The 21,290-nt window shown below is 57.3% G+C and carries 19 protein-coding genes; 10 read left to right on the top strand and 9 right to left on the bottom strand.

The annotated features are described in order from the left end of the window. Positions 1 to 147 precede the first annotated feature (147 nt). Positions 148 to 603, top strand: a complete 456-nt coding sequence (locus tag ACP4CD_RS15685; RefSeq protein ID WP_139306335.1) for a hypothetical protein — start codon at positions 148 to 150, stop codon at positions 601 to 603. A 212-nt stretch (positions 604 to 815) separates the two neighbouring features. Here ACP4CD_RS15685 and ACP4CD_RS15680 read toward each other — a convergent pair whose 3' ends face one another. After that, positions 816 to 1,940 (bottom strand): GNAT family N-acetyltransferase/peptidase C39 family protein, encoded by a 1,125-nt coding sequence (locus ACP4CD_RS15680; protein ID WP_168030176.1) that lies wholly within the window; start codon positions 1,938 to 1,940, stop codon positions 816 to 818. Continuing rightward, the gene (locus ACP4CD_RS15675) at positions 1,937 to 3,034 is read right to left on the bottom strand and encodes a DUF2817 domain-containing protein (protein WP_426991581.1); all 1,098 of its coding nucleotides are present in this window, start codon (positions 3,032 to 3,034) and stop codon (positions 1,937 to 1,939) included. The genes ACP4CD_RS15680 and ACP4CD_RS15675 overlap by 4 nt, the downstream gene beginning before the upstream one ends. Positions 3,035 to 3,281: 247 nt before the next feature. Here ACP4CD_RS15675 and gltA point away from each other — a divergent pair, with 247 nt between their 5' ends. Next, complete coding sequence (gltA, locus tag ACP4CD_RS15670; protein WP_064025365.1) at positions 3,282 to 4,577, top strand: citrate synthase; 1,296 nt, start codon at positions 3,282 to 3,284, stop codon at positions 4,575 to 4,577. Between the two features lie 68 nt (positions 4,578 to 4,645). Here the strand turns inward: gltA and ACP4CD_RS15665 are convergent, their stop codons facing one another. Genes ACP4CD_RS15665 through ACP4CD_RS15655 form a run of 3 tightly spaced genes read right to left on the bottom strand, consistent with a single transcriptional unit; the run spans position 4,646 to position 7,429 of the window. Beyond that, on the bottom strand, positions 4,646 to 5,233 hold the full coding sequence (locus tag ACP4CD_RS15665) for a phosphoheptose isomerase (RefSeq protein WP_071160227.1): 588 nt from the start codon (positions 5,231 to 5,233) through the stop codon (positions 4,646 to 4,648). A gap of 1 nt (position 5,234) precedes the next feature. Further along, positions 5,235 to 5,606 (bottom strand): YraN family protein, encoded by a 372-nt coding sequence (locus tag ACP4CD_RS15660; protein ID WP_396643012.1) that lies wholly within the window; start codon positions 5,604 to 5,606, stop codon positions 5,235 to 5,237. Continuing rightward, positions 5,603 to 7,429 (bottom strand): penicillin-binding protein activator, encoded by a 1,827-nt coding sequence (locus tag ACP4CD_RS15655; RefSeq protein ID WP_426991580.1) that lies wholly within the window; start codon positions 7,427 to 7,429, stop codon positions 5,603 to 5,605. Before ACP4CD_RS15655 ends, ACP4CD_RS15660 begins: the two co-directional genes overlap by 4 nt. A 22-nt stretch (positions 7,430 to 7,451) precedes the next feature. Between ACP4CD_RS15655 and rsmI the strand changes: the two genes are divergently transcribed. Further along, positions 7,452 to 8,309: a 16S rRNA (cytidine(1402)-2'-O)-methyltransferase gene (gene rsmI / locus ACP4CD_RS15650; RefSeq protein ID WP_426991578.1), complete on the top strand. Its 858-nt coding sequence runs from the start codon at positions 7,452 to 7,454 to the stop codon at positions 8,307 to 8,309. A gap of 16 nt (positions 8,310 to 8,325) precedes the next feature. Here the strand turns inward: rsmI and ACP4CD_RS15645 are convergent, their stop codons facing one another. After that, entirely contained in the window at positions 8,326 to 9,795 is a 1,470-nt protein-coding gene (locus tag ACP4CD_RS15645; protein ID WP_426991577.1) for a polysaccharide biosynthesis C-terminal domain-containing protein, read from the bottom strand. Between the two features lie 64 nt (positions 9,796 to 9,859). Beyond that, positions 9,860 to 10,423 carry a TetR/AcrR family transcriptional regulator gene (locus tag ACP4CD_RS15640; protein WP_426991576.1) on the bottom strand — a complete coding sequence of 188 codons (564 nt, stop codon included), beginning with the start codon at positions 10,421 to 10,423 and terminating at the stop codon, positions 9,860 to 9,862. A gap of 109 nt (positions 10,424 to 10,532) precedes the next feature. Here ACP4CD_RS15640 and ACP4CD_RS15635 point away from each other — a divergent pair, with 109 nt between their 5' ends. Then, the gene (locus tag ACP4CD_RS15635; RefSeq protein ID WP_071160238.1) at positions 10,533 to 11,180 is read left to right on the top strand and encodes a glutathione S-transferase family protein; all 648 of its coding nucleotides are present in this window, start codon (positions 10,533 to 10,535) and stop codon (positions 11,178 to 11,180) included. A gap of 22 nt (positions 11,181 to 11,202) precedes the next feature. On the opposite strand, the gene ACP4CD_RS15630 is transcribed toward ACP4CD_RS15635, so the two are convergent. After that, positions 11,203 to 12,219 (bottom strand): asparaginase, encoded by a 1,017-nt coding sequence (locus ACP4CD_RS15630; protein ID WP_426991575.1) that lies wholly within the window; start codon positions 12,217 to 12,219, stop codon positions 11,203 to 11,205. 58 nt (positions 12,220 to 12,277) lie between these two features. Here ACP4CD_RS15630 and ACP4CD_RS15625 point away from each other — a divergent pair, with 58 nt between their 5' ends. The 6 genes from ACP4CD_RS15625 (at position 12,278) to phoU (ending at position 19,649) form a co-directional block, all read left to right on the top strand. Continuing rightward, positions 12,278 to 12,790: a dihydrofolate reductase gene (locus tag ACP4CD_RS15625; protein WP_168030164.1), complete on the top strand. Its 513-nt coding sequence runs from the start codon at positions 12,278 to 12,280 to the stop codon at positions 12,788 to 12,790. 130 nt (positions 12,791 to 12,920) lie between these two features. Continuing rightward, on the top strand, positions 12,921 to 13,907 hold the full coding sequence (locus tag ACP4CD_RS15620) for a PstS family phosphate ABC transporter substrate-binding protein (protein WP_064025348.1): 987 nt from the start codon (positions 12,921 to 12,923) through the stop codon (positions 13,905 to 13,907). Between the two features lie 215 nt (positions 13,908 to 14,122). After that, the gene (locus tag ACP4CD_RS15615; RefSeq protein ID WP_426991574.1) at positions 14,123 to 16,399 is read left to right on the top strand and encodes an ABC transporter permease subunit; all 2,277 of its coding nucleotides are present in this window, start codon (positions 14,123 to 14,125) and stop codon (positions 16,397 to 16,399) included. Beyond that, on the top strand, positions 16,396 to 18,051 hold the full coding sequence (gene pstA, locus ACP4CD_RS15610) for a phosphate ABC transporter permease PstA (protein ID WP_064025344.1): 1,656 nt from the start codon (positions 16,396 to 16,398) through the stop codon (positions 18,049 to 18,051). The genes ACP4CD_RS15615 and pstA overlap by 4 nt, the downstream gene beginning before the upstream one ends. Positions 18,052 to 18,086: 35 nt before the next feature. Then, positions 18,087 to 18,920, top strand: coding sequence for a phosphate ABC transporter ATP-binding protein PstB (pstB, locus tag ACP4CD_RS15605; protein WP_064025385.1), 834 nt, complete (start codon positions 18,087 to 18,089; stop codon positions 18,918 to 18,920). Positions 18,921 to 18,929: 9 nt separating this feature from the next. After that, on the top strand, positions 18,930 to 19,649 hold the full coding sequence (gene phoU / locus ACP4CD_RS15600; RefSeq protein WP_064025342.1) for a phosphate signaling complex protein PhoU: 720 nt from the start codon (positions 18,930 to 18,932) through the stop codon (positions 19,647 to 19,649). A 78-nt stretch (positions 19,650 to 19,727) separates the two neighbouring features. Here phoU and ACP4CD_RS15595 read toward each other — a convergent pair whose 3' ends face one another. Further along, complete coding sequence (locus ACP4CD_RS15595) at positions 19,728 to 21,197, bottom strand: ATP-binding protein (protein WP_426991573.1); 1,470 nt, start codon at positions 21,195 to 21,197, stop codon at positions 19,728 to 19,730. Positions 21,198 to 21,290: the final 93 nt, after the last annotated feature.

Below are 21,290 nucleotides of genomic sequence, written 5' to 3'. Positions count from 1 at the left end.
TTTACCTTTTCGGTGGCCCCGTTGAAGGCGATGTCTTCTAGTATTTCGTTGGCCGGTCAAGTCGCAACCTCCCTCTATTCGATTTGGCCGGCTACCGGCGACGGCGTTGCCGTCGCCACATTCCAACGAAAACCAGGAGTTTTAATCATGACTAGAGCATGGCTGATTTCCAGTCTCTTGATCGCGTTGGTCGGCAGTGCGCCGGCTTACGCCAAATCGTCGCAAACCGCGCTACGGACCGCCGAGTTCGAAGCTGCCAATACCGACACCGCCGACGACTTGACCTTGGCCGAGTACCAGACCTATATCGCCGGTTTGACCGACACTCGTTTCGACGAACTGGATGCGGATGATAGCGCCGACATTTCGCTTAGCGAATTCGTCGTCGGCAAGACCGGGAAGGCGCTGACTTTGGAAACCGAAGTTTTCAATTTGGCCGATGCCGATGCCAGCGGTGCGTTAAGCAGCGAGGAGTTCGCCGTGACCGCATTGGGCAACAGTGATGGCGAAGTATTGCGCCGCTTCGCGGATATGGATCGAGACAGCAGCTTGACGGTCAGTCTGAGCGAGTATTTGGTCGGTTGTCGGAAACAACGTCATTGATTCGCGTACTCCGTCGGAGGGTTAACTGGGCGGCAAACGCACAGAGGCGGTTCGCCTTGATTTAACTCCTTACGGCTCGACACGCCTGTCCGCGAGAGGGAGCTTCGCCCTAAAAAGCACGCAAGACCGGCGCTTGGGCCAATTGAAAATGCAGCTCGAAATTTGTCGAAACTGGCGGCGTTTATCGATGCCGGTTTCGGCGCGGCTCGCGTTTATTGGGTTTTGTGAGCGAGAGCGGAGTCGGGTTTCAAAATCACCGCCGTCCGCAGCCTGGATTTGCCGAAACAGCACATCCGCTCGAAATCCTCGCGGGCGATCGGGATGAACTGGCAATCCAGGTCGCTTTGCCGGCCATCGTCGGGGTCGGAGTCGTGCATGTACAAGCAATCGTTGTCGTAGCCGCTCATGACGACCCAATGCGGGGCTTTCTTACGGTCCATCGCATAGGTGCTGATCAGAATCAAGGGAATTGCACCGGTCTCGAACGCGGCGATTAGATCGGCCTGGCTGATGCTGGCGTAATGTACCGGTATTTGCCGACGCTCGGCTTCGCGTTTGAAATATTGATCAGTGAGTTCGATGACGCGTTTTTTCTCGTCGCTGCGTACGCTGTCGATGAACAAGGTCGAGGTTTGGTTGATCCAGGTTTCAACGTGAAAACCGCGCCGGCCCGCCGCCAGCGCCAAACCGAGCGGGTGGCAGCCGCCGTGGCCGGAGGTCATGAAGACTGTGGTGGCCTCGCGCCAAAGATTGATTTCTTCGTCGGCCGACGGCTGGTAGGTTCGGTTCAAGGCGTGCATCGCCATCATCAGCGCGGCCGGCCCGCAGGTAAACGGCGTGGTTTGTCTGAGCCAGTGCACCGAGCGGTGCTGCGGTTTGTCGCGGTAACGGCGGATGCGTTTTTGATAGCGCAGCGCGTCCTTGTGATCCTGATAATAATCGCGATAGACCCCGAAACGCTGGTAGCCTAGCGCTTCGTAGAGCTTGATCGCCGCCGCGTTATCGACGCTGACTTCCAGGCGCAGATAAAGCCTGCCGTCGTCGCGAGCGGCTTGTTCGCCGGCGGTCATCAAGGCCTTGGCGATGCCGTGGCCGCGCAACTCCGGCGCCACGGCCAGCGAGTAAATTCGCGCCAATCGGGTGCCGGGATGGTAAATGATCAAAATGTAGCCCGCCACCCGATGTTCGAATTCGCCGACCAGCAGGGCGCGATGCTCGTTGGTCAGCCAATGCCGAAAACTGCGCCGACTGAGTTTGTCGGTGGCGAAGCTGGCGTTTTCCAGTGCAACCAGCGCCTCCAGATCGGTCGGCAGCGCCGGGCGTATCGCGGTCGTCATCGTGCCAGCCCGGCTAGTGCTTGGCCGATGACCTGACGGGCGCGAAACAGTACCTGTTCGCGCCAGACCGGGTCCTCCGGACAGAAATGCCGGCGCATCGCGTCGCGGTGGATCAGGCGAGCCGCGTCGTTGCCGGTTTGCGCCCAAAGCAAATGATCTTGCAGCAAGACATCGAACAGCGCATCGGTGGCGTAGGTGCCGAACTCCAGCGTGACGTAGCAACCGGCATCGCCGATTGCCGCGTGCCACAAATAATCCAGCAAACCCCATTTCGGTACCGAACTCGAGGTGCCGGCCGCCGGTAAGGTCACCGCGTCGCCGTACCAAGTTTTTGCAAGCGTCGAGCCGATGCTGTTCGGCGCGTGGTCGCAGATGATTTCTCCGTAACCGTAGGCTCCTAGTCCTGTGTGGATGTCGACGACCGCCAGCCGGTGCCGATTGAGTTGATAGCGAGAAATCAACGCTTCGCATACCTTACGGCCGTGAGCCGGCGCGCGGCCGCCGTAAAAAGGCCCGAGCGGATCGAGGTATTGCCCGCCGCTGATCGCGATTTCCAGCGCGGTTCGACCGTGGCGGGCGGCGAATTCGGCGAACGCTTGTTGGCGGCGGCCGGCATCGGCTTCGAACAAGATCGGCCGCAGTTCGCGGTAATGCGGGTTGTCGGGTGGCGGTAGGGAGAAATCGATTGCATTGCGGTTCAAATCGACGCCGTCGGCATCGCAGCGACGCGACCAGGCATAACCCCACGGCGTTAATGCATGCACCAGCACTAATGCGACACCGTTGGGCAGCAGCAAGGGTTGTGCACTCAAACGGTGCAACCAATCGGTTTGTACCGCCGAACCGGCGTAGCCTTCGATGCCGTGGGTGCCGGCCAGAATCACCACTACTTGTTCGGCATCGGCTGGTCCTATCCAAATGCTGTCCGTGAATAAGGCCGCGCCGTCCGGTCCTTGGCCGGGACAGGGAAAATCCAAACTCTCGCAATGCAAGCTTAGTTCCGCCGCCGCCGCTAGCCAGCCCTGGCGCGCTTCGACGTAGTTGCTTGGAAAGCAAGCGAGGTCTAATGGGTTGGAAGTGGTTGAGCTGGACATGGTGTTTTGGTGGCGGGGCGAAGGCCGGTTTTGCGGATCACGGATTATCGGCCTTCCTCGGCTAGCGAGTCCAGCGCTGACTGGAGAAATACCGGCCGGATTTTTGCATGGATTCGTCCGCAACTATCGGTTATCAGTAAATAGTCAATTCGTGAACAATCCCGATTTTCGGCTGTGTTTATTTGCTGTTTGCAATAGAATAGCTGCATCACCGCCATTAAACGCAAGCTTTCAGGAGAATTCCCCGATGACTGACAGAAAAGTGACGATAAAACGGGACGATCAGGACCAGCACTACGAATTGCCGGTGATGCCCGGTACCTTGGGGCCTTCGGTGATCGACATTCGCTCGCTGTACGCGCAGACCGGCCATTTTACTTACGACCCTGGTTTTACCTCCACGGCCAGTTGTACGTCCAAGATCACTTTCATCGACGGCGACGAGGGCGTCTTGCTGTATCGCGGATATCCGATCGAGCAATTGGCTGAAAAGTGCGACTTTTTGGAGGTTTGCTATCTATTGCTGAACGGCGATTTGCCCAACGGCGCGGAAATGAAGAATTTCGTCACGACGGTCAGTCAACACGTGATGGTGCACGAACAATTGACCAAGTTCTACAACGGTTTTCGCCGCGATGCCCACCCGATGGCGGTGCTGGTTGGCGTGGTCGGCGCGCTGTCGGCTTTCTATCACGACGTCATGGACATCAACAGTCGTGAGGATCGTTACATGTCGGCAATCCGGCTGATCGCGAAAATGCCGACCATCGTGGCGATGTGTTACAAGTACAGCATCGGCCTACCCTTCATATATCCCAAGCGCCGCTTGGGTTACGCCGAAAACTTCATGCGCATGATGCACGGCGATCCGTACGACGATTACATCGCCAATCCGGTGCTTACCCGCGCGCTGGATCGCATCCTGATCCTGCACGCCGATCACGAACAAAACGCATCGACCTCGACGGTGCGTCTGGCGGGTTCCAGTGGGGCGAACCCCTATGCCTGCGTCGCGGCGGGCATCGCTTGCTTGTGGGGCGCGGCGCATGGCGGCGCCAATGAAGCGGTGTTGAACATGTTGGAGCAGATCGGCGATGTCTCCCGAATTGGCGAATACGTGGCGCGGGCCAAGGACAAAAACGACTCGTTCCGCTTGATGGGGTTTGGGCATCGGGTCTACAAAAATTACGACCCGCGCGCCAAACTGATGCGGCAAACCTGCCACGAAGTGTTGGACGAATTGAATTTAAACGACGATCGCCTGTTCAAGCTGGCGATGGAATTGGAACGCATCGCGCTGGAAGATCCGTATTTCGTCGAGAAAAAACTTTACCCCAATGTCGATTTCTACTCGGGTATCGTGTTGCGGGCGCTGGGCATCCCGACCGAGATGTTTACCGCGATTTTTGCGCTGGCCCGTTCGGTGGGTTGGATCGCGCAGTGGGACGAAATGATTTCGGATCCGGAGCTGAAGATCGGCCGGCCGCGCCAGCTATATCGCGGGGTCGGCAAGCGCGATGTCAAGTTTATCTCCGGCCGCTAGCTCTTAAGGCCGCCAGCGGCCGGCGCGCGCCGGCCGCGTTCCGCCAAACTCTTGCTCGATCGCTTAGGTTAGCCGCCAAATAATTGGTGGTCGATCAAATCGCACAAACAATGCGAAATCAACAAGTGGACTTCCTGAATCCGGGCCGTGGAATAGGACGGCACGCGGATTTCGATATCGGCTTCGTTCAATGCGCCGGCCAATATTCCGCCATCCTTGCCGCTCAGCGCGATCACGGTCATGTCGCGGTCGTGCGCGACTTTCACGGCCTTGACGATATTGCCGGAATTGCCACTACTGGTATAAACCAACAAGATGTCGCCGGCCTGTCCCAGCGCGCGGAGTTGTTTGGCGAAGATTTCGTCGTAGTGGTAGTCGTTGGCGATCGAGGTGATGGTTGAGGTATCGGTGCTCAACGCAATCGCCGGTAAGGCCGGCCGTTCGCGCTCGAAGCGGTTCAGCATTTCCGACGAGAAATGTTGGGCGTCGCCGGCCGAGCCGCCGTTGCCGCAGGTTAATACCTTCCGGTCGTTGACCAAGGCCTCGACAATTTTCTGCGAGGCGAATTCGATCAACTCGCACAAACTGGCCATCGAATCTTGCTTGGTTTGGATGCTGTCGGAGAAGTGACTGATGATGCGGTCTTGTAAGCTCATGTTAGGTTTGAAATGCGTTTTTGATCCAATGGAGATGCTTGTCGCCGGAGACGGCCACTACATCGAAGCGAACCGATAGGTGGTTTAGCTTGTGGATTATGACATAGTGCTGAGTGGCGGCGATGATCCGGGCCTGCTTTTGCGGCGTGATACTGGCCAGGGCTCCGCCGTATTGTTCGGATTTGCGGTAGCGAACTTCGACGACGACCAGCATTTCGCCATCGCGCATTACCAGATCCAATTCGCCGCCTTTGCAGCGGAAATTGCTGCACACCCAGATCAATCCTTGGCCTTGCAAATGGTTCAGTGCCAAGCGCTCGGCGTCCGCGCCGCTTTGCAAATGGGCGGGTTTGGGTTTGCCGAAACGGATCAATTCAAAAATCCGTCGGCGATCGGCACGCCGGCCTTGAATTGCGCGCAGACCAGCGCCCGGCCGATCCGGTTTTCGCCGGTCAAGGACAAGCGTCCGGTGGCGCCGGCATAAGCGCCGCCGGCTAACTGGTTCAATTGCCCGCTCAGATTGTAGGCGTCCACGCCCAGCGCCACCAGTTTGATTTGGCTGTCCGACAGACCTTGCCAGATGTTTTGCAACGCCGACTGGCTCAGCGGGCCGGGATAGTATTCGCCGAACAACCATGGCATGTCGCAAAAGCGGATGGCGCCCAAGTCCACGTCCCGCACCGGATTTTGCCGGCCGCTGTAAAGGTTGGGCATCGCGTAAATCGACAATTCGGCACTTTGCGGGTACTTGAGCTGCGGCGCCAATTCGCGGGCGACTTCCGGGCTGGCGCTGACGAATACCGCCAACGGTTGCTTCTTACCGTCGATACTGACCGAGGGCGCCAGCAAAGTGGCGACCGATCCCGAGAAATCGTGCTGCTTGGGGTCGTATTGTTCCAGACCTACAACGCTGCCGCCGCCGGCTTGCCAGGCCGAGGTCAAAAAATGGCCGACGCGCTGGCCCTGTGGGGTATTCGGCACCAGAAACACCGCGTTTTGCAGGCCGTCGCGGCGGGCTTTTCGCGCCAGTTGCTCTGCTTCGTCTTGCGGACTCAGACCGAATTGGTACAGGTTGGCCTTGCCGAGATTGTCGACCTGGTTCAACGCCAGCACCGGTATCGTCAGTTCGCCGGATAGCGCCAAGCTTTGAATGTCTTCCTTAACCAACGGGCCGATCACCAGGCCGGCGCCCTCGGCGATGGCCTTGCGGTACAGTTCGCCCGGTTCGCCCTGGCTGGTGTCGTAAAACTTCAATCCCGGTTGCGGCGCGGCACTGGCCGCCAAGCGGTGGGCCACCGACAAACCCTCCGTGATGGCTTTCGCGGCGGGTGCGTAAGGACCGGCACTGGGTAACAACACGGCTAGGTTGGCGCCGGCGGCGGAGGTTGCCGAGGCCGGGCCAATAGCGGATTCACTCGGCGCGGGTTCGGCCGGGGCCGCCGGCGCAGTCAGGTAAGTTTGCAGATATTCGGCGTTGGCCGGATGGTAGGGATAGGCTTGCCGCCAGCCGGCGATTTGCCCGCTCAAATCGAAACCCGGCGAACCTTGCTGCTTCAGGATCTTGGCCAGCGCCATCCAGCCGCCCAGTTCGTCGGCCACCGGCGCAGATGCATTCAAGGTTTCCACCGGCAGTACGCTTAATGCGTCCAGGATTGCCGCGATATTCTGCCTTTGCTGTTCCGGGGCTTGCAGTAATTGGCCGAGCTTCAAGCGGGCGCGTACCGAGGGCAGGACGTCGCCGAGCAAGGCATGCACGAAGGCCAGGGACTGATAGTAAGCAATTCGGTCGCCTTCGGCCAACACCGCCGGCCGGGTGCCTTCCAGTTTGTGCAACGCTCGTTCGGCGTCTCCGGCGCTCAACGAGATTTGCGCGTCGAGCAGTTTATACTTGCTCAGTTGCTCGGGCGTTAGCTGCTCCGGATTGATCCGGTCCAGGGCTTTTTGCGCGGCTTCGCTGTCGCCGGCCTGTATGCGGGTATCGGCATCGAGCAAATGCAAGCCGTTCTGGTTGTCCGTCATTCGGTAGCTTTGGGCCGGTTCGTTGGGCTTGCCGCGTTTCGCCGCCGACTTGGTCCGCGCGGCCTGAGGTTTGACGGATTTCACCGGCTCTTCGGCGCAGGCCGTCAATAACAGCCCGAAAACCCAGCAGGCGACCAGGCGAGCGGGCATAATGGCGGCGAATTTAAAATCAGACATGGCAAGAGGGCCTGCAGCGGAAATGTCCGGGAAATTATACGTGGTCGCCACGCCGATAGGGAATCTGGCCGATCTCAGCTTTCGAGCCGTCGAGGTTTTGAAGTGCGTCGATTTGATCGCCGCCGAGGATACCCGCCACGCCAAGCTGCTGATGCAGCACTACGGCATCGGCAAGCCGTTGCAATCGCTGCACCAGCACAACGAAGAGCATGCCTCGGCGGGCTTGATCGCCAAAATTCAAGACGGCCAGTCTGTGGCACTGGTCTCGGATGCCGGCACGCCGCTGATCAGCGATCCTGGCCTACCCTTGGTACAACTAGCGCGACGCCAACACATCGATGTCGTGCCCATTCCCGGCCCTTGCGCGTTGATTGCCGCGCTCTCGGCCGCCGGCTTGCCGACCAGCCGCTTCAGTTTCGAAGGGTTTTTGCCGCGCACCTCGTCGGCTCGCAAAGGCTTTTTCGAAACAAAATTAAGCGATACTTCGACCTGGGCCTTCTACGAGTCCAGCCATCGGATAGAGGATGCGTTGGCCGATATGCTGACGGTGTTTCCGCCGGAACATCCCATCGTCGTGGCCAGGGAAATCACCAAATTGCACGAGACCATCGTCGGCGATCGCTTGGACAAGGTTGCCGAGCGCGTTAGAACCGACGAAAACATGCGCAAGGGCGAGTTTGTGGTTATCGTCGCCGGCTATCAAGCGCCGGAAACCGCTGGCGAAATCAGCGACGAAGAGCGGCGGATTCTGGCCTTGTTGTTGACGGAGTGCTCGACGAAAACCGCCGCCGCGTTGGCGGCGGACATCACCGGGCAGCGTAAAAAGTTGCTGTATCAAGCGGCGTTGGCGATGCAGGGCGGCGCCAACGCCGCCGATTAACCTACGTTGCCACGGCTCAGCTTCGACGGATTAGGGGTTTCAGATCGAAGGCCGCGACGACCGTCAGATAAATCGTTAAGCCCAGGCCGCCACTCAGCCAGGCGTTCCAATGGAATTCGCTTAGGGTCCAGCGATTGGCGACGTACAAGCCCAACCCTAGGATCAAGTAACTGAACATCCGTGCCAACGGATACGGAACCGGGTAATAGTGCCGTCCCAGCAGCCAGGAAGCCGCCGCCATGAAGGCATAGCAAGCCAGCGTGGCCCAGGCCGAGCCGATGTAGCCCCAAAGCGGTATCCAATAAAGATTCAAGACTACCGTCAACGCAGCACCGGCCAGCGATACCCAGGCACCGAGGCCGGTGCGGTCGCCGAGTTTGTACCAGACCGCCAAATTCACATAGATACCGAGCAACAGATTAGCCATTAACAGGATGGGGACGACTTCCAGGCCGGCTCGATATTCGGCGCCGATGAAATATTGGAAAAAGTCGATAAACAGCGTCACCAATAAAAAGATGAACACCCCGGCGATGACGAAATAGCGCATCACCAGCGCGTAAGCCCGCTTGGCATCGGCGCGGCCGGCGTAGGCAAAAAAGAACGGCTCGCCGGCGTAGCGGAAGGCCTGAACGAACAGGCTCATCAGAATCGATAGTTTGTAACAGGCGCCGTAGATGCCCAGCAGTTTCAGGTTGGTGGACAGATCGTAAGGTAGCAGGATTTTCAGGATGGCCCGGTCCAGCATTTCGTTAACCATGCCGGCGAAGCCGATCACCACCATCGGTAGCGAATAGCGCAGCATGGGGCCGAGCAGCGCCGGATTCAGGTTGACCGGTATCCGGCGGAATTGCGGAATCAGCAGCAGCCATTTCGTCAGACTGGCGATCAGATTGGCGATGAAGATGTAGCCCACGCCCAAGGTGGGGTCGTAAAAGCGTAACCACGCCGCGTCCGGCCAGTGTTGCGCCAGTTTTGGGCATAGCAACAGGAAAAATAGATTCAGCGCGATCGTCATCGCGATTTCGCTCAATTTGATGCCGGCGAAACGCCAGACGCGGTTTTCGGCGCGCAATCGGGCGAACGGCAGCGCGGTGATGCCGTCCAGCGCCAAAATCGCGGCAAACCAGACCAGATACTCCGGATGATCCGGATAGCGCAGCCAATCCGCCAAGTCCTGGCGCCAGTAAGCGACGGCGGCGAGGAATCCGGCGTTGGCCAAGGTCAGCAAACTAAGAGCGTTAGCATAAATCGCGTCGCTGGCGTAAGCGGGATTTTGCCGAAACCGAAAGTAACCGGTTTCCAGGCCCAACGCCAACACGACCGCGAAGAAGCCGGCGTAGGCGTAAAACTCGGAGACCACGCCGTATTCCGCGGCGCTGTAGGTGTAGGTGTAAAGCGGGACCAACAGATAATTCAAGAAGCGGCCGACAATGCTGCTCAGGCCGTAGATGGCGGTTTGGGAAACCAGTTGGCGGAGATTCACTTGATGAAACCGGGGAAACGAGGGCGGCGCTTATTGTAATCGTTGCAGGCGCGAGCGAAATGGCTCAATCGCGGGCCGATGCGATCAGGATTTCGGCGGCCTCGCGCGCCAAGCGCATGTGTTCGGTGCCGCGCCGCATTTGCTCGCCGACCATCGCGCCGGCGATCAACATCGCCAACTGTTTGGATAACGGCTCCGGATCTCGGACGCCGGCCCGAGCGGCTAAATCGGATAACAGCGCGCGAAAGCCTTCCGAAAATTCGGCGGCGGTTTGTTGAATCGGACTGGCGGAGTCGGCGAATTCGGCGGCGGCGTTGATAAACGGGCAGCCGCGAAACGCCGGGTTGGCCTGCAAATCCCCGAAAGCATCGAAAACCGCCAGCAGTTGTCGCCCCGGATCGGTACCGGCCTTGAACAAATATTCTTGGATGTAAGCCTGAAGTTTGGCCCGGCTCTTGCGCAAATGCGCCAACACCAGATCGTCTTTCGACGGATAATATTTGTACAAACTCATTTTGGTGGTGCCGGCCGCTTTGACGACGGCATCGACACCGGTGGTTTTTATGCCCTGGCTGTAAAACAGCTCCGAGGCGACATTCAGGATATGTTCTTGCAGATTGCGGGTCATGGCGGCGAGAGAAAAACGATGTTGCAACTATACCGACCGGTCTGTATTATTTCAATAGACTGACCGGTCTGTTTGGATCGGTCGTTTTTCAACCAAGGGAGACAACAGCATGATTACTCTGTACGGTTTTGCGATCAGCAATTATTACAACAAGGTCAAATTCGCGCTTTTAGAGAAAAACCTGCCGTTCAATGAAGAATTGGTGCGGCCTAGTCAGGACGAAACGGTATTGAAGCGCTCCCCGCTCGGCAAAATCCCGTTCATTAAGACCGCCGACGGTTATTTGTCGGAATCTCAAGCCATACTCGAGTATTTGGAAGACGCCTTCCCCGAGTATCCTCTGTATCCGGCCGATCCTTACCAACGCGCGAAATGCCGCGAATTCATTCAACATATCGAATTGAACGTCGAACTGATCGCTCGCCGCCTCTACGGCGAAGTGTTGTTCGGCACCGCCGTGTCCCAGGAGGTTAAGGACGAGGTAAAAACCAAGGTGGAAAACGGTTTGAAAGGTCTGAACCGCATCATGCCCCGGAGCCCTTACGCGCTGGGCGAGCACTTCACGTTGGCCGACGTGATCGCCTGGCCGCACTTGCAATTGGTGGGGTTCGTGACGCAGAAGATTTACGGCGTCGATTTAGTGGCGGAGCATTTGCCCGACGTTGCCGCTTACATCGCGCTGATCGAAAGTCGTCCGCATGCGCAAACGGTGTCGGCGGGACGAGCCGAAGCTCTGGCGAAGTTTTTCGCACGTTAATTGTCGGGAAGACGGGCTGGCCTTAACTCAGATGTTCCCAGGCGACGTCGGCGCTCAAAAACGCGGAGATGGCCTGGGGCGAGCCGAAATTGGCGAGCGCCAGTATGAGTTTGGCGTAAGCCGCTTCCAGCGATATATTCCAAACCATTTCGGCGCCGGCCGAAAGCAATGCGCGGGTCGAGGCGTAAGCGTCGTCCGAATACAGCGCCGGGGCCAGATACAGCGGAATGCCGCGCTGCCGGCACGCGGCGGTGAACTCGATAAGGTTGTATTCGGCGCCAGCCTCGGCCGATACGCAGGCGGTGCCGGAGTGGTACAGGTCGTGCAGCACTGCATCGCAGCCATCCAGACGGAAGTCGCGGTAATTCAAGCCGGGATAGGGGCGGATCACCAGCAATTTTTTCGAGAAGTAAGGTTTTAGCGCGTACGGGCTACGTGGCGACAGCGGATGATGGAATTCGAAACCGTCGGGCGAATAGGTCGCGTAGGGCCGGGATTGAGCGCTGATGAAATCGCTACCTAGCGGCAGACAGGAGGACAGGCGACTGGCCAGATGTAAGCGCATCACGCCGCCTGGGTTGCGATACGCCGCAAACACGCCGGCCGTGCCGATGTCGCGGATATAAGAAACCGCGCAACTGAAATTATCCAGCCCGTTAGCCCGCGGATCGGCAAGCGGTTTATCGCTGGAGACCAGTACCAGCGGTATAGGCAAACGGTTGAAGTACAGCGCCAGCATCGCGGCGGAAAACGCCAGGGTGTCGGTGCCGTGGGTAACGATGATACCGGCGAAACTCGCCAGATCCAGGGCTTCTATCGCGGAGACCATGGATCGCCAATGGCTGGGGTGTAGATTTTCCGATAGTATGCCAAACGGCTGCATACTGGAAAACGTCACGGTTTCGGCAATGTCCGGGTGGCTTTGCCGGTAGCGTTGCAACAACGCGAAGCCGGCGTCGGCCGAGGTGTTTATCGTGCCCGCCTCCGATTTGGAGCCTATCGTGCCGCCGGTAAATACCACCAGTATGTTTTTCTTCATGGGCTGATGTCTAGTATCATCTTCGGTTTGAACAAGGCTAGCCATCTTAACCCACTCCATGAAAATTTCACTGATCGTCGCGATGTCGTCCAATCGGGCGATCGGCTTGGACGGCCGTATGCCCTGGCATTTGTCGGCCGACTTGCGGCGCTTCAAACGCATCACGCTGGGCAAACCGGTTTTAATGGGGCGTAAAACCCATCAGGCGATCGGCCGGCCGCTGCCGGGTCGGGAAAATCTGGTGGTCAGCCGCGCGAGCGATTACCGGGCCGAGGGTTGTCTGGTCTTTACCGGCATCGACGCGGCGCTGGCGCATTGCCGGGACAATGACGAGGTATTCGTGATCGGCGGCGCCGAACTTTACCGGGCCTTGCTGGACCGGGCCGACTGCTTGTATTTGACCTGCATAGACCGGGATTTCGCCGGCGACACGTTTTTTCCGGAAATCGATGCCGAGGCCTGGCTTGAGGTCGAATCCGAGGAAGTCGACGACGACCCCTCCGTCGATTTCGGCTATCGGTTTTTGACGTTACGCCGCGCCGTAGCCGATAGCGCGGTTAGGCGTGAATGACGCCGGCGGCCGGCTAGGCCTACAATTCGCCGGCAATTGTCACAAAACTGTCATATTCGCTTCATACTATTGTCACGCTTGCTTGGCAAACTGTTTGCAAGTTTTAAAACAAACCTTTTCGAGATCATTTATGAAAAATACTTTCGCGCTGAAGTCACTGGCATTAGGATTCGGGTTCGTATCGGCAACGCTGACTGGAGTCGCGGCCGCCGCGCCTGCCACCTTAGATCCCGCTCTGCCCGAATACGCGCCGGCCAGCGGCGTCTCCGGTAACATTTCCAGTGTCGGCTCCGATACCTTGGCCAACCTGATGACGCTGTGGGCGGAAGAATTCGGCAAGATTTACCCTAACGTCAATATTCAAATTCAAGCCGCCGGCTCGTCGACCGCGCCGCCGGCGTTGACCGAGGGAACCGCGAATCTGGGTCCTATGAGCCGGAAGATGAAAGACAACGAAATCGACGATTTCGAAAGCAAATACGGTTATAAACCAACCGCTATCCCGGTCGCGATCGATGCGTTGGCGGTATTCGTCAACAAGGACAACCCGATCAAGGGTTTGAGCATTCCGCAGGTCGACGCCATCATGTCGTCCACCCGCAAATGCGGCTATGCGAACGACATCGGCACCTGGGGACAAGCCGGCCTGACCGGCGGCTGGGCGAGCAAGCCGATCCAGTTATACGGCCGCAACTCGGTTTCCGGCACCTACGGCTTCTTCAAGGATGAAGCACTGTGCAAGGGCGATTTCAAAAGTAACGTCAACGAACAACCCGGCTCGGCTTCGGTCGTGCAATCGGTGACCACGTCCAATAACGGCATCGGTTATTCCGGTATCGGCTATTCGACTTCCGGCGTAAAAGCCGTGCCGCTGGCCCGCAAGGACGGGGAAGCCTTCGTCGAAGCGTCTCCCGAAAACGCCACCTCCGGTGCTTATCCGTTGTCGCGCTTCCTATACATTTATGTCAACAAAAAACCCAACGAGCCGTTGGCACCGTTGGAAAAAGAGTTCTTCAAGATGGTGTTGTCCAAAGCCGGTCAGCAAGTCGTGATTAAGGACGGCTATATTCCGCTGCCGGCCAAAGCGGTCGAAAAAGCCCTGTCCTTGGTACAGTAATCTAAGTTTCAGGGATGGACGATACATGGATTTCGTTGCAGGGATGCAACCAAGGAACGGCGACTTGCATCAATGCCTATTCCCCACTCCCCCTTTCTACGGGCGTTGATCTTGTATAATGCTCAAGCCGATAATCCCTAAAGGTTATCGGCTTTTTTGTTGGCGCCGCGTCGTTTCCGAGCGGCGCAACCCAAGTTAACTACACATGCCTTGTTATGACTGAAGTCCAATCGATTCCGGCGAAACCTACGTTGCTGCAGAGCGCCTCGAGCGAACGTCATCAGCGTTGGCGGCTGTTAAAAGACAAAATCGTCGCGCGCGGCGTGGTGGCGGGTGGTCTGAGCATCATTGTCGCCGTCGTCCTGATTTTCTTCTATTTGCTGTATGTGGTGTTTCCGTTGCTGTTGCCGGCGACGCTGCAGCCGGCCGGCGGTTATCCTGTGCCGGAGTCGGCCTTGGGCAAGACTCGTTTCCTGGCCACCGAAGAGCAAAACGAATTGGCCGTGCGCTTTACCGATACCGGTAATGCGGTATTTTTTCGGGTCGCGGACGGACAGACAGTGAAAGCCCAGGCATTGCTTGGCGCCGACGCCGCCAAGATTGCCAGTTTTAGCCACGGCAGCCCGGACAGCGGCGTCGTCGGCTACGGCCTGTCCGACGGTCGCGCGGTAATTATGAAGCACGAGTACAAATTAAGTTACCCCGACGGCAAGCGGGTGGTGACGCCGAATATCAGTTACCCGCTCGGCGAGCAGCCGTTGACGATAGACAACTCCGGTCAGTCCTTGCTGCAATTGACGTTCGCGATCGGCGATGAGCATAGCCTGCTGGTTGCCAAGACCGCCGATCATCGTTTGATTCTGGTTAGGCTCAGCAAGAAAGAGTCGATGTTCGACGACGAAGTCACGTTGGATAGAAGCGATGCAACGCTGGATGTACCGGGCGACGATGTCGAATTCATGTTGTTGGATAAGGAACAGCACAACCTTTACCTGCTCTCCAAACAGAGCCTGACGGTGGTCGATGTTGGCGAATCGTCGGCCTTGGCTGTCAAGCACAAAATGAACTTGGTCGATAACGGCCGGCAAATTACCGACGTCGAGTTTTTGAATGGCGAAAATTCGCTGCTGGTCGGCGATTCCAAGGGCGAATTGGCGCAGTGGTCGATGGTACGCAACGAGCAGAATTACGTTAGCTTGCAAAAATTGCGCAGTTTCAAGCTCGCCGACAGCCCCATCGTCAAAATCAATCCTGAGCAGCGCCGGCGCGGCATGCTGGTGGTCGATAACAGCGGTATGCTGGGCGTGTTTAATTCCACCGCCGAGCGCGAACTGATCAAACAGCCGGTAATGCCCGGCGCGCCGATGGCAATGTCGTTGTCGCCGAAAGCCGACCATGTGCTGGCCGAGGACGCCGACGGCAACCTCAAGGCCTGGAAGCTGACCAACGAACATCCGGAAATTTCGATGAAATCGTTGTGGCGGAAAATTTGGTACGAGAGCTATTCCAAGCCGGATTATATTTGGCAATCCTCGTCCGCCAGCAACGACTTCGAACCGAAAATGAGTTTGACGCCGCTGGTGTTCGGCACATTGAAGGCGTCGTTTTACGCGATGTTGGTCGGCATTCCGCTGGCCTTGTTCGGCGCGATTTACACCGGCTACTTCATGTCTTCGGGGATTCGCCAATACGTCAAACCGGGCATCGAAATCATGGGGGCGTTGCCGACCGTGATATTGGGTTTCCTGGCAGGTTTGTGGTTGGCGCCGTTCGTCGAAGCGAATCTGGCGGGAATCTTCGCACTACTGATGATCGTGCCGTTGGCGGTAATGCTGTTTGCCTACGCTTGGCAGTTCCTCCCAGAGCAAAAACGGCAAAAAATTCCGGACGGCTGGGATGCCATTATATTAATCCCGGTCGTGGTTTTCGCCGCTTGGCTGGCCTTTCAAGTCAGTCCCGGTATCGAAGCCTTATGCTTTAACGGTGATCTGCGCACCTGGATGCGCGAGGAATTCGGCATCGCTTACGATCAACGCAATACGTTGGTTGTCGGTCTGGCGATGGGATTCGCGGTCATTCCTATGATTTTTTCGATCGCCGAGGATGCGATTTTCAGCGTTCCCAAGCATTTGACCACCGGATCGCTGGCCTTGGGCGCGACGCCCTGGCAAACCTTGACCAAGGTGGTTTTACTGACGGCCAGCCCCGGTATTTTTTCGGCGATCATGATCGGCTTCGGCCGGGCGGTCGGCGAGACGATGATCGTGTTGATGGCTACCGGCAACACGCCGGTAATGGACCTGAGTATTTTCCAGGGCCTGCGGACCTTGTCCGCGAATATCGCGGTGGAAATGCCCGAGTCGGAAGTCAACAGCACCCACTATCGGGTTTTGTTTTTGGCCGCGCTGGTCTTGTTCATGTTTACCTTCGTGGTCAACACCTTGGCTGAAATGATTCGGCAGAATCTGAGACAAAAATACAGTTCATTATGATGAAAGAATGGTTCAAAAGCGGCACGCCGTGGATTTGGTTTACCGCCGGCGCGGTCAGTATCAACCTGGTTCTGGTGATCGGTTTGCTATTGTTGATTGCGGTGCGCGGCCTGGGGCATTTTTGGCCGGCCGACATCGTCGAATATCACTACCGCGATCAGCAAGGCTTGGACAGCGTTATCGTCGGCGAGCAGGTCGCCACCGCGTTGCTGCCGACCGCGCAAGCCAGGGCCGCCGGTCACGAAGTCTTGAACAATGCCGAATACTTGGAACAGCATCTGGTCAAGACCGGGAATCGGGATATATTAGGTAGCGATTTCCGTTGGATATTGCAGCAATACATTACCGGAATAGCGCATCCGGACGATCTGGCGTGCATCGAGCGCCGCGAGTGGGGCAATTTTTACGGTCGACTGGTCGCTGTCAAGGAGGACGGCAACGTCCTGGCGCAAGGCGGATCCGCTTGGTCGGTAGCCCAGCAAAAACTGAATGACGCGCTGGCCTTGCATGAACAGATCGACCGTTTGCAAAACAAGGACATCGGCGCGATTAATTACAATCTGGAGCGCCTGCGCTTGCGGCAACGCAAGCTGGAGTTGGAAGGTACCTGGAGCGCCGACACCGAGCGCGAATTCGCCGCCCAAAAGCAGGCCTATCAGGTGCAATATCAGCAAATTCAACAACAACTCGCACAGCTCAACCGGGAGATCAAACGCGTCAATCTGGTCGTCGCTGAAGCCGGCGGAAGAGAAGTCAATCTACCGTTGCATCGGGTCGTCAAACTGACGCGGCCCAATGCGATGAGCACCTTCGACAAATCGATCGAATACGTAGCGCGCTTTATCGACTTCATCAAGGAAGAGCCGCGCGAAGCCAACACCGAGGGCGGCATATTCCCGGCCATTTTCGGTACGGTGCTGATGGTGTTGCTGATGGCGGTGGTCGTGACGCCATTCGGCGTGATTGCGGCGGTTTATTTGCGCGAATATGCCAAGCAAGGTTTCATCACCCGGGTGATCCGCATCGCGGTGAACAATTTGGCCGGGGTGCCGTCCATTGTGTATGGCGTGTTCGGTTTGGGCTTTTTCGTTTATATCATCGGTGGCAATATCGACCGGCTGTTTTATCCGGAGGCGGCGCCCGCGCCGGTGTTCGGTACGCCGGGTCTGCTCTGGGCGGCATTGACCTTGGCGTTAATGACCCTGCCGGTGGTTATCGTCGCCACCGAGGAAGGCTTGTCGCGGATACCCAAATCCATCCGGGAAGGCAGTCTGGCGCTCGGCGCGACCAAGGCCGAAACCTTGTGGCGCACGGTGCTGCCGATGGCGAGCCCGGCCATCATGACCGGTTTGATCTTGGCCGTGGCTCGTGCCGCCGGCGAAGTGGCGCCGCTGATGCTGGTGGGTGTCGTCAAGCTGGCGCCGACCTTGCCGCTGGACGGCAATTTTCCCTATCTGCACTTGGACCGCAAGTTCATGCATTTGGGTTTCCATATCTACGACGTCGGTTTTCAAAGCCCTAACGTCGAGGCGGCCCGGCCGCTGGTATACGCGACATCGCTGTTGCTGGTGATGGTCATCGTCGGTCTGAACATGACCGCGATCGCGATACGCAATAACTTGCGGGAAAAATACCGCGCCCTCGAAAACTAACAGCCATCGATATCCCGATGTTCGGACCCGATAACATGACGACACTACAAAAACGCACTCACGGCATTGACATTAATGCGCTGAATCGAGAAGAGAAGCCCGATGCCGGCAAAATCGAAACCTGCATCAAAGTTGAAAATCTGGAATTGTTTTACGGCCAAAAACAAGCCTTGCATAGCATCAATATGGAAATGCCGCGTAAGAAGGTCACGGCCTATATCGGTCCCAGCGGTTGCGGCAAATCGACCCTGTTGCGTTGCATCAACCGGATGAACGATCTGGTTGACGGTGTCAGCATCCGCGGCAAAATATTGCTGGACGGCGACGACGTCTACGACAAATCGGTCAATGTCGCGGCCTTGCGGCGCCGGGTCGGCATGGTGTTTCAAAAACCCAACCCCTTTCCGAAGACCATTTACGAAAACGTTGCTTATGGCTTGCGCATCCAAGGCATCAACGACCGACGGGTTCTCGATGAAGTGGTCGAGAAATCGCTACGCGGCGCGGCGCTGTGGGACGAGGTAAAAAACCGCTTGAACGACAACGCCTTGGGCATGTCCGGCGGCCAACAGCAACGCTTGGTGATCGCCAGAGCCATCGCGATCGAACCGGAAGTGATTCTGCTCGACGAGCCCGCTTCGGCCTTGGACCCGATTTCGACGTTGAAAATCGAGGAACTGATCAACGAATTGAAGGAACAGTACACCATCGTCATCGTCACCCATAACATGCAACAGGCGGCGCGGGTATCGGACTACACCGCGTTCATGTACATGGGCGAACTGATCGAATTCGGTGAAACCAGCGAGTTGTTTACCAACCCGGCTAAGAAACAAACCGAAGATTACATTACCGGCAGGTACGGCTAGGAGGTAAACATGGATAACAGCAAAATCAAACAACACATCTCCCAGCAGTTCAACCAGGAAATGGAGGAGCTGCGTAACAAAGTGATGATGATGGGCGGGTTGGTGGAAGAGCAAGTCGATCTCGCCACCAAGGCCTTCATGAGTTACGACATGGAAAGCGCCGATCAGGTGGTGTTGCAGGATCATCAGGTCGATACGCTGGAAAAGGAAATCGACCACGAATGCACCGATATCATGGCGCGCCGCCAGCCCGCCGCCTACGATTTACGGATGCTGATCGCGACGATCAAGATCATTACCGACCTGGAGCGGATCGGCGACGAAGCTACCCGGATCGCGCGGATGGTGATGCGTCTGGAAGGCACCGACTACTACCAGGACAAATACTACGAAATCGAGCATTTGCTGAATCTGGTCAAGGGTATGCTTAACGGCGCGCTGGATGCCTACGCCCGCAACGACGTCGAGGAAGTCATCGCGATCACCGCGCAAGACGCCAAGGTCGACCGCGAATACAACAGCATCACCCGCCAGCTGATCACCCAGATGATGGAAGATCCGCGCAATATCACCCGCGCGTTGGATATGCTGTGGACCGCCCGCGCCCTGGAGCGGATCGGCGACCATTCTTGCAACGTCTGCGAACATGTAATTTACATGGTCAAGGGCAAGGACGTTCGCCATCTCAGCCGCGAGGAAATGGAACGCACCATCAATTCCGTGCGTTAGCACCGAGCTCGGCCGGAACCCGCAAGCCAGGGGCCGGCCTTGCGCCCTTACGGTTACCGGTGAAGGGAAGTTCCCGCCCTACCCTTGACTGGACTCAGGGGTCACGCCGTATCCGGTATAAACCCCGGGCTCCGACTGGTCGGCGTCGGTGGAGGCGACCGGCAGTAAAATCGTGAAGCGACTGCCCACGCCGGGCCTACTGTCGACCAATAATTCGCCGTTCATCAACTCCACCATGTGTTTGGTGATCAAAAGACCGATCCCGGTGCCTTCGATGGTTTCCTGTTCCAAATGAAAACGGGTGAAGGGTTGAAACAGCAGGGGCATATTCTCGGCGGCGATGCCGCGGCCGCTATCTTCGACGGCGATTGCGACTTTGGTCTCGGCCATGAAGATCGATACCTGGATCGTGCCGTCGGCGCGGTTGTATTTCACGGCGTTCGACAGCAAATTCAACAAGCACTGTTTCAAACGCAAACGATCAGCGCTCGCCGGCGGTAGCGCTTCGCCGCCGCTGATGCCGATTTGCAGTCCCGCTTGATGAACTTGCGGGGTGACAAGTCGGACGGTTTCCTCGACCAGCGATCGGCACTCGATCGGTCCGGGTACCAGATTCAGTTTGCCGCTTTCCACGGTAGCGAGGTCCAGCAACTCGCTGATCAGCGCCAGCAAGTGATTTCCGGAATTCAGGATATGCCGCACAGAGTCGTGTTGCTCCTCGCTTAACGGGTGTTCGGGGTCCGATTCCAGTAATTGGCCGAAACCGATAATGGCGTGCAGCGGTGTGCGCAGTTCGTGGCTCATCCTCGACAAAAACTCGGATTTGGCGCGGCTGGCGCGCTCGGCTTCCCATTTGGCGTGAGATAGTTTGACGATCAGGGCATTCTTGTTGTGTTCCTGTTGTTCGAGTCGGTCTAGCATGTTGTTGAAACTGTGGATTAAAACGCCGGTTTCGTCGCGACTGTCGGCATTTAGGCGCGTGTTGAAACTATGATTGCGGCTGACTTGTTCGATGCTACGGGTCAGACGTTGCAATGGACGGCTGACCCGCCGCCCCAGCCAGCGGGCTAGTAATACCGAAAATAGAATGGCGATCGCCAAGCCGGAAACGGCTTCGTGGACCGTGCGTCTGAAATGTTCCGAAGTTTCCGCCAGCGACAGATGCAGGTCGATGAACCCGACCCATCGGCTGTCCAGTCGAATCGGTACGACGACGGCCAGACAATCGTCGTTAAAGCGGTAGGTCGCGTCGTCGCTGGATAGCGTGTCGACGGCGTGGGAACCCGCTGAAATCCCTTGGTCGATTTCAGCCAATAACGCCATGTGTTGGCTTAAGCGGCTGCGATATTCCGCGAAAACCTGGCGGTCCGGTGTGAATACGTGGGCCGAGATCACGTCGGACTTTTCCTTCAGCGCGGCCAATACCTCGGTCGCGGTGGCCGGATCGTGGTAAATCACGGCGGCGGCCACGTTACTGGCTAGAATGCGCGAGAGCAATTTGCTTTGCTCCAGCAGGGTTTGTCGCTGCTGATGAAAATCGGTAACCAAAAAAACGACAAGGACAGGATTCCGGTCAGCAAGGCAGTGGCAAGCGCCATCGCTAGAATTTTTTGTCTGATGGATGGCGTGCCGCTGAACATA

Origin of the sequence: Methylomonas stagni, from assembly GCF_050154735.1 — a bacterium.
Taxonomy (GTDB): Bacteria; Pseudomonadota; Gammaproteobacteria; order Methylococcales; family Methylomonadaceae; genus Methylomonas; species Methylomonas koyamae_A.
The sequence above is the reverse complement of the archived record's forward strand: the minus strand, read 5'-3'. Positions and strand labels throughout refer to the sequence as shown.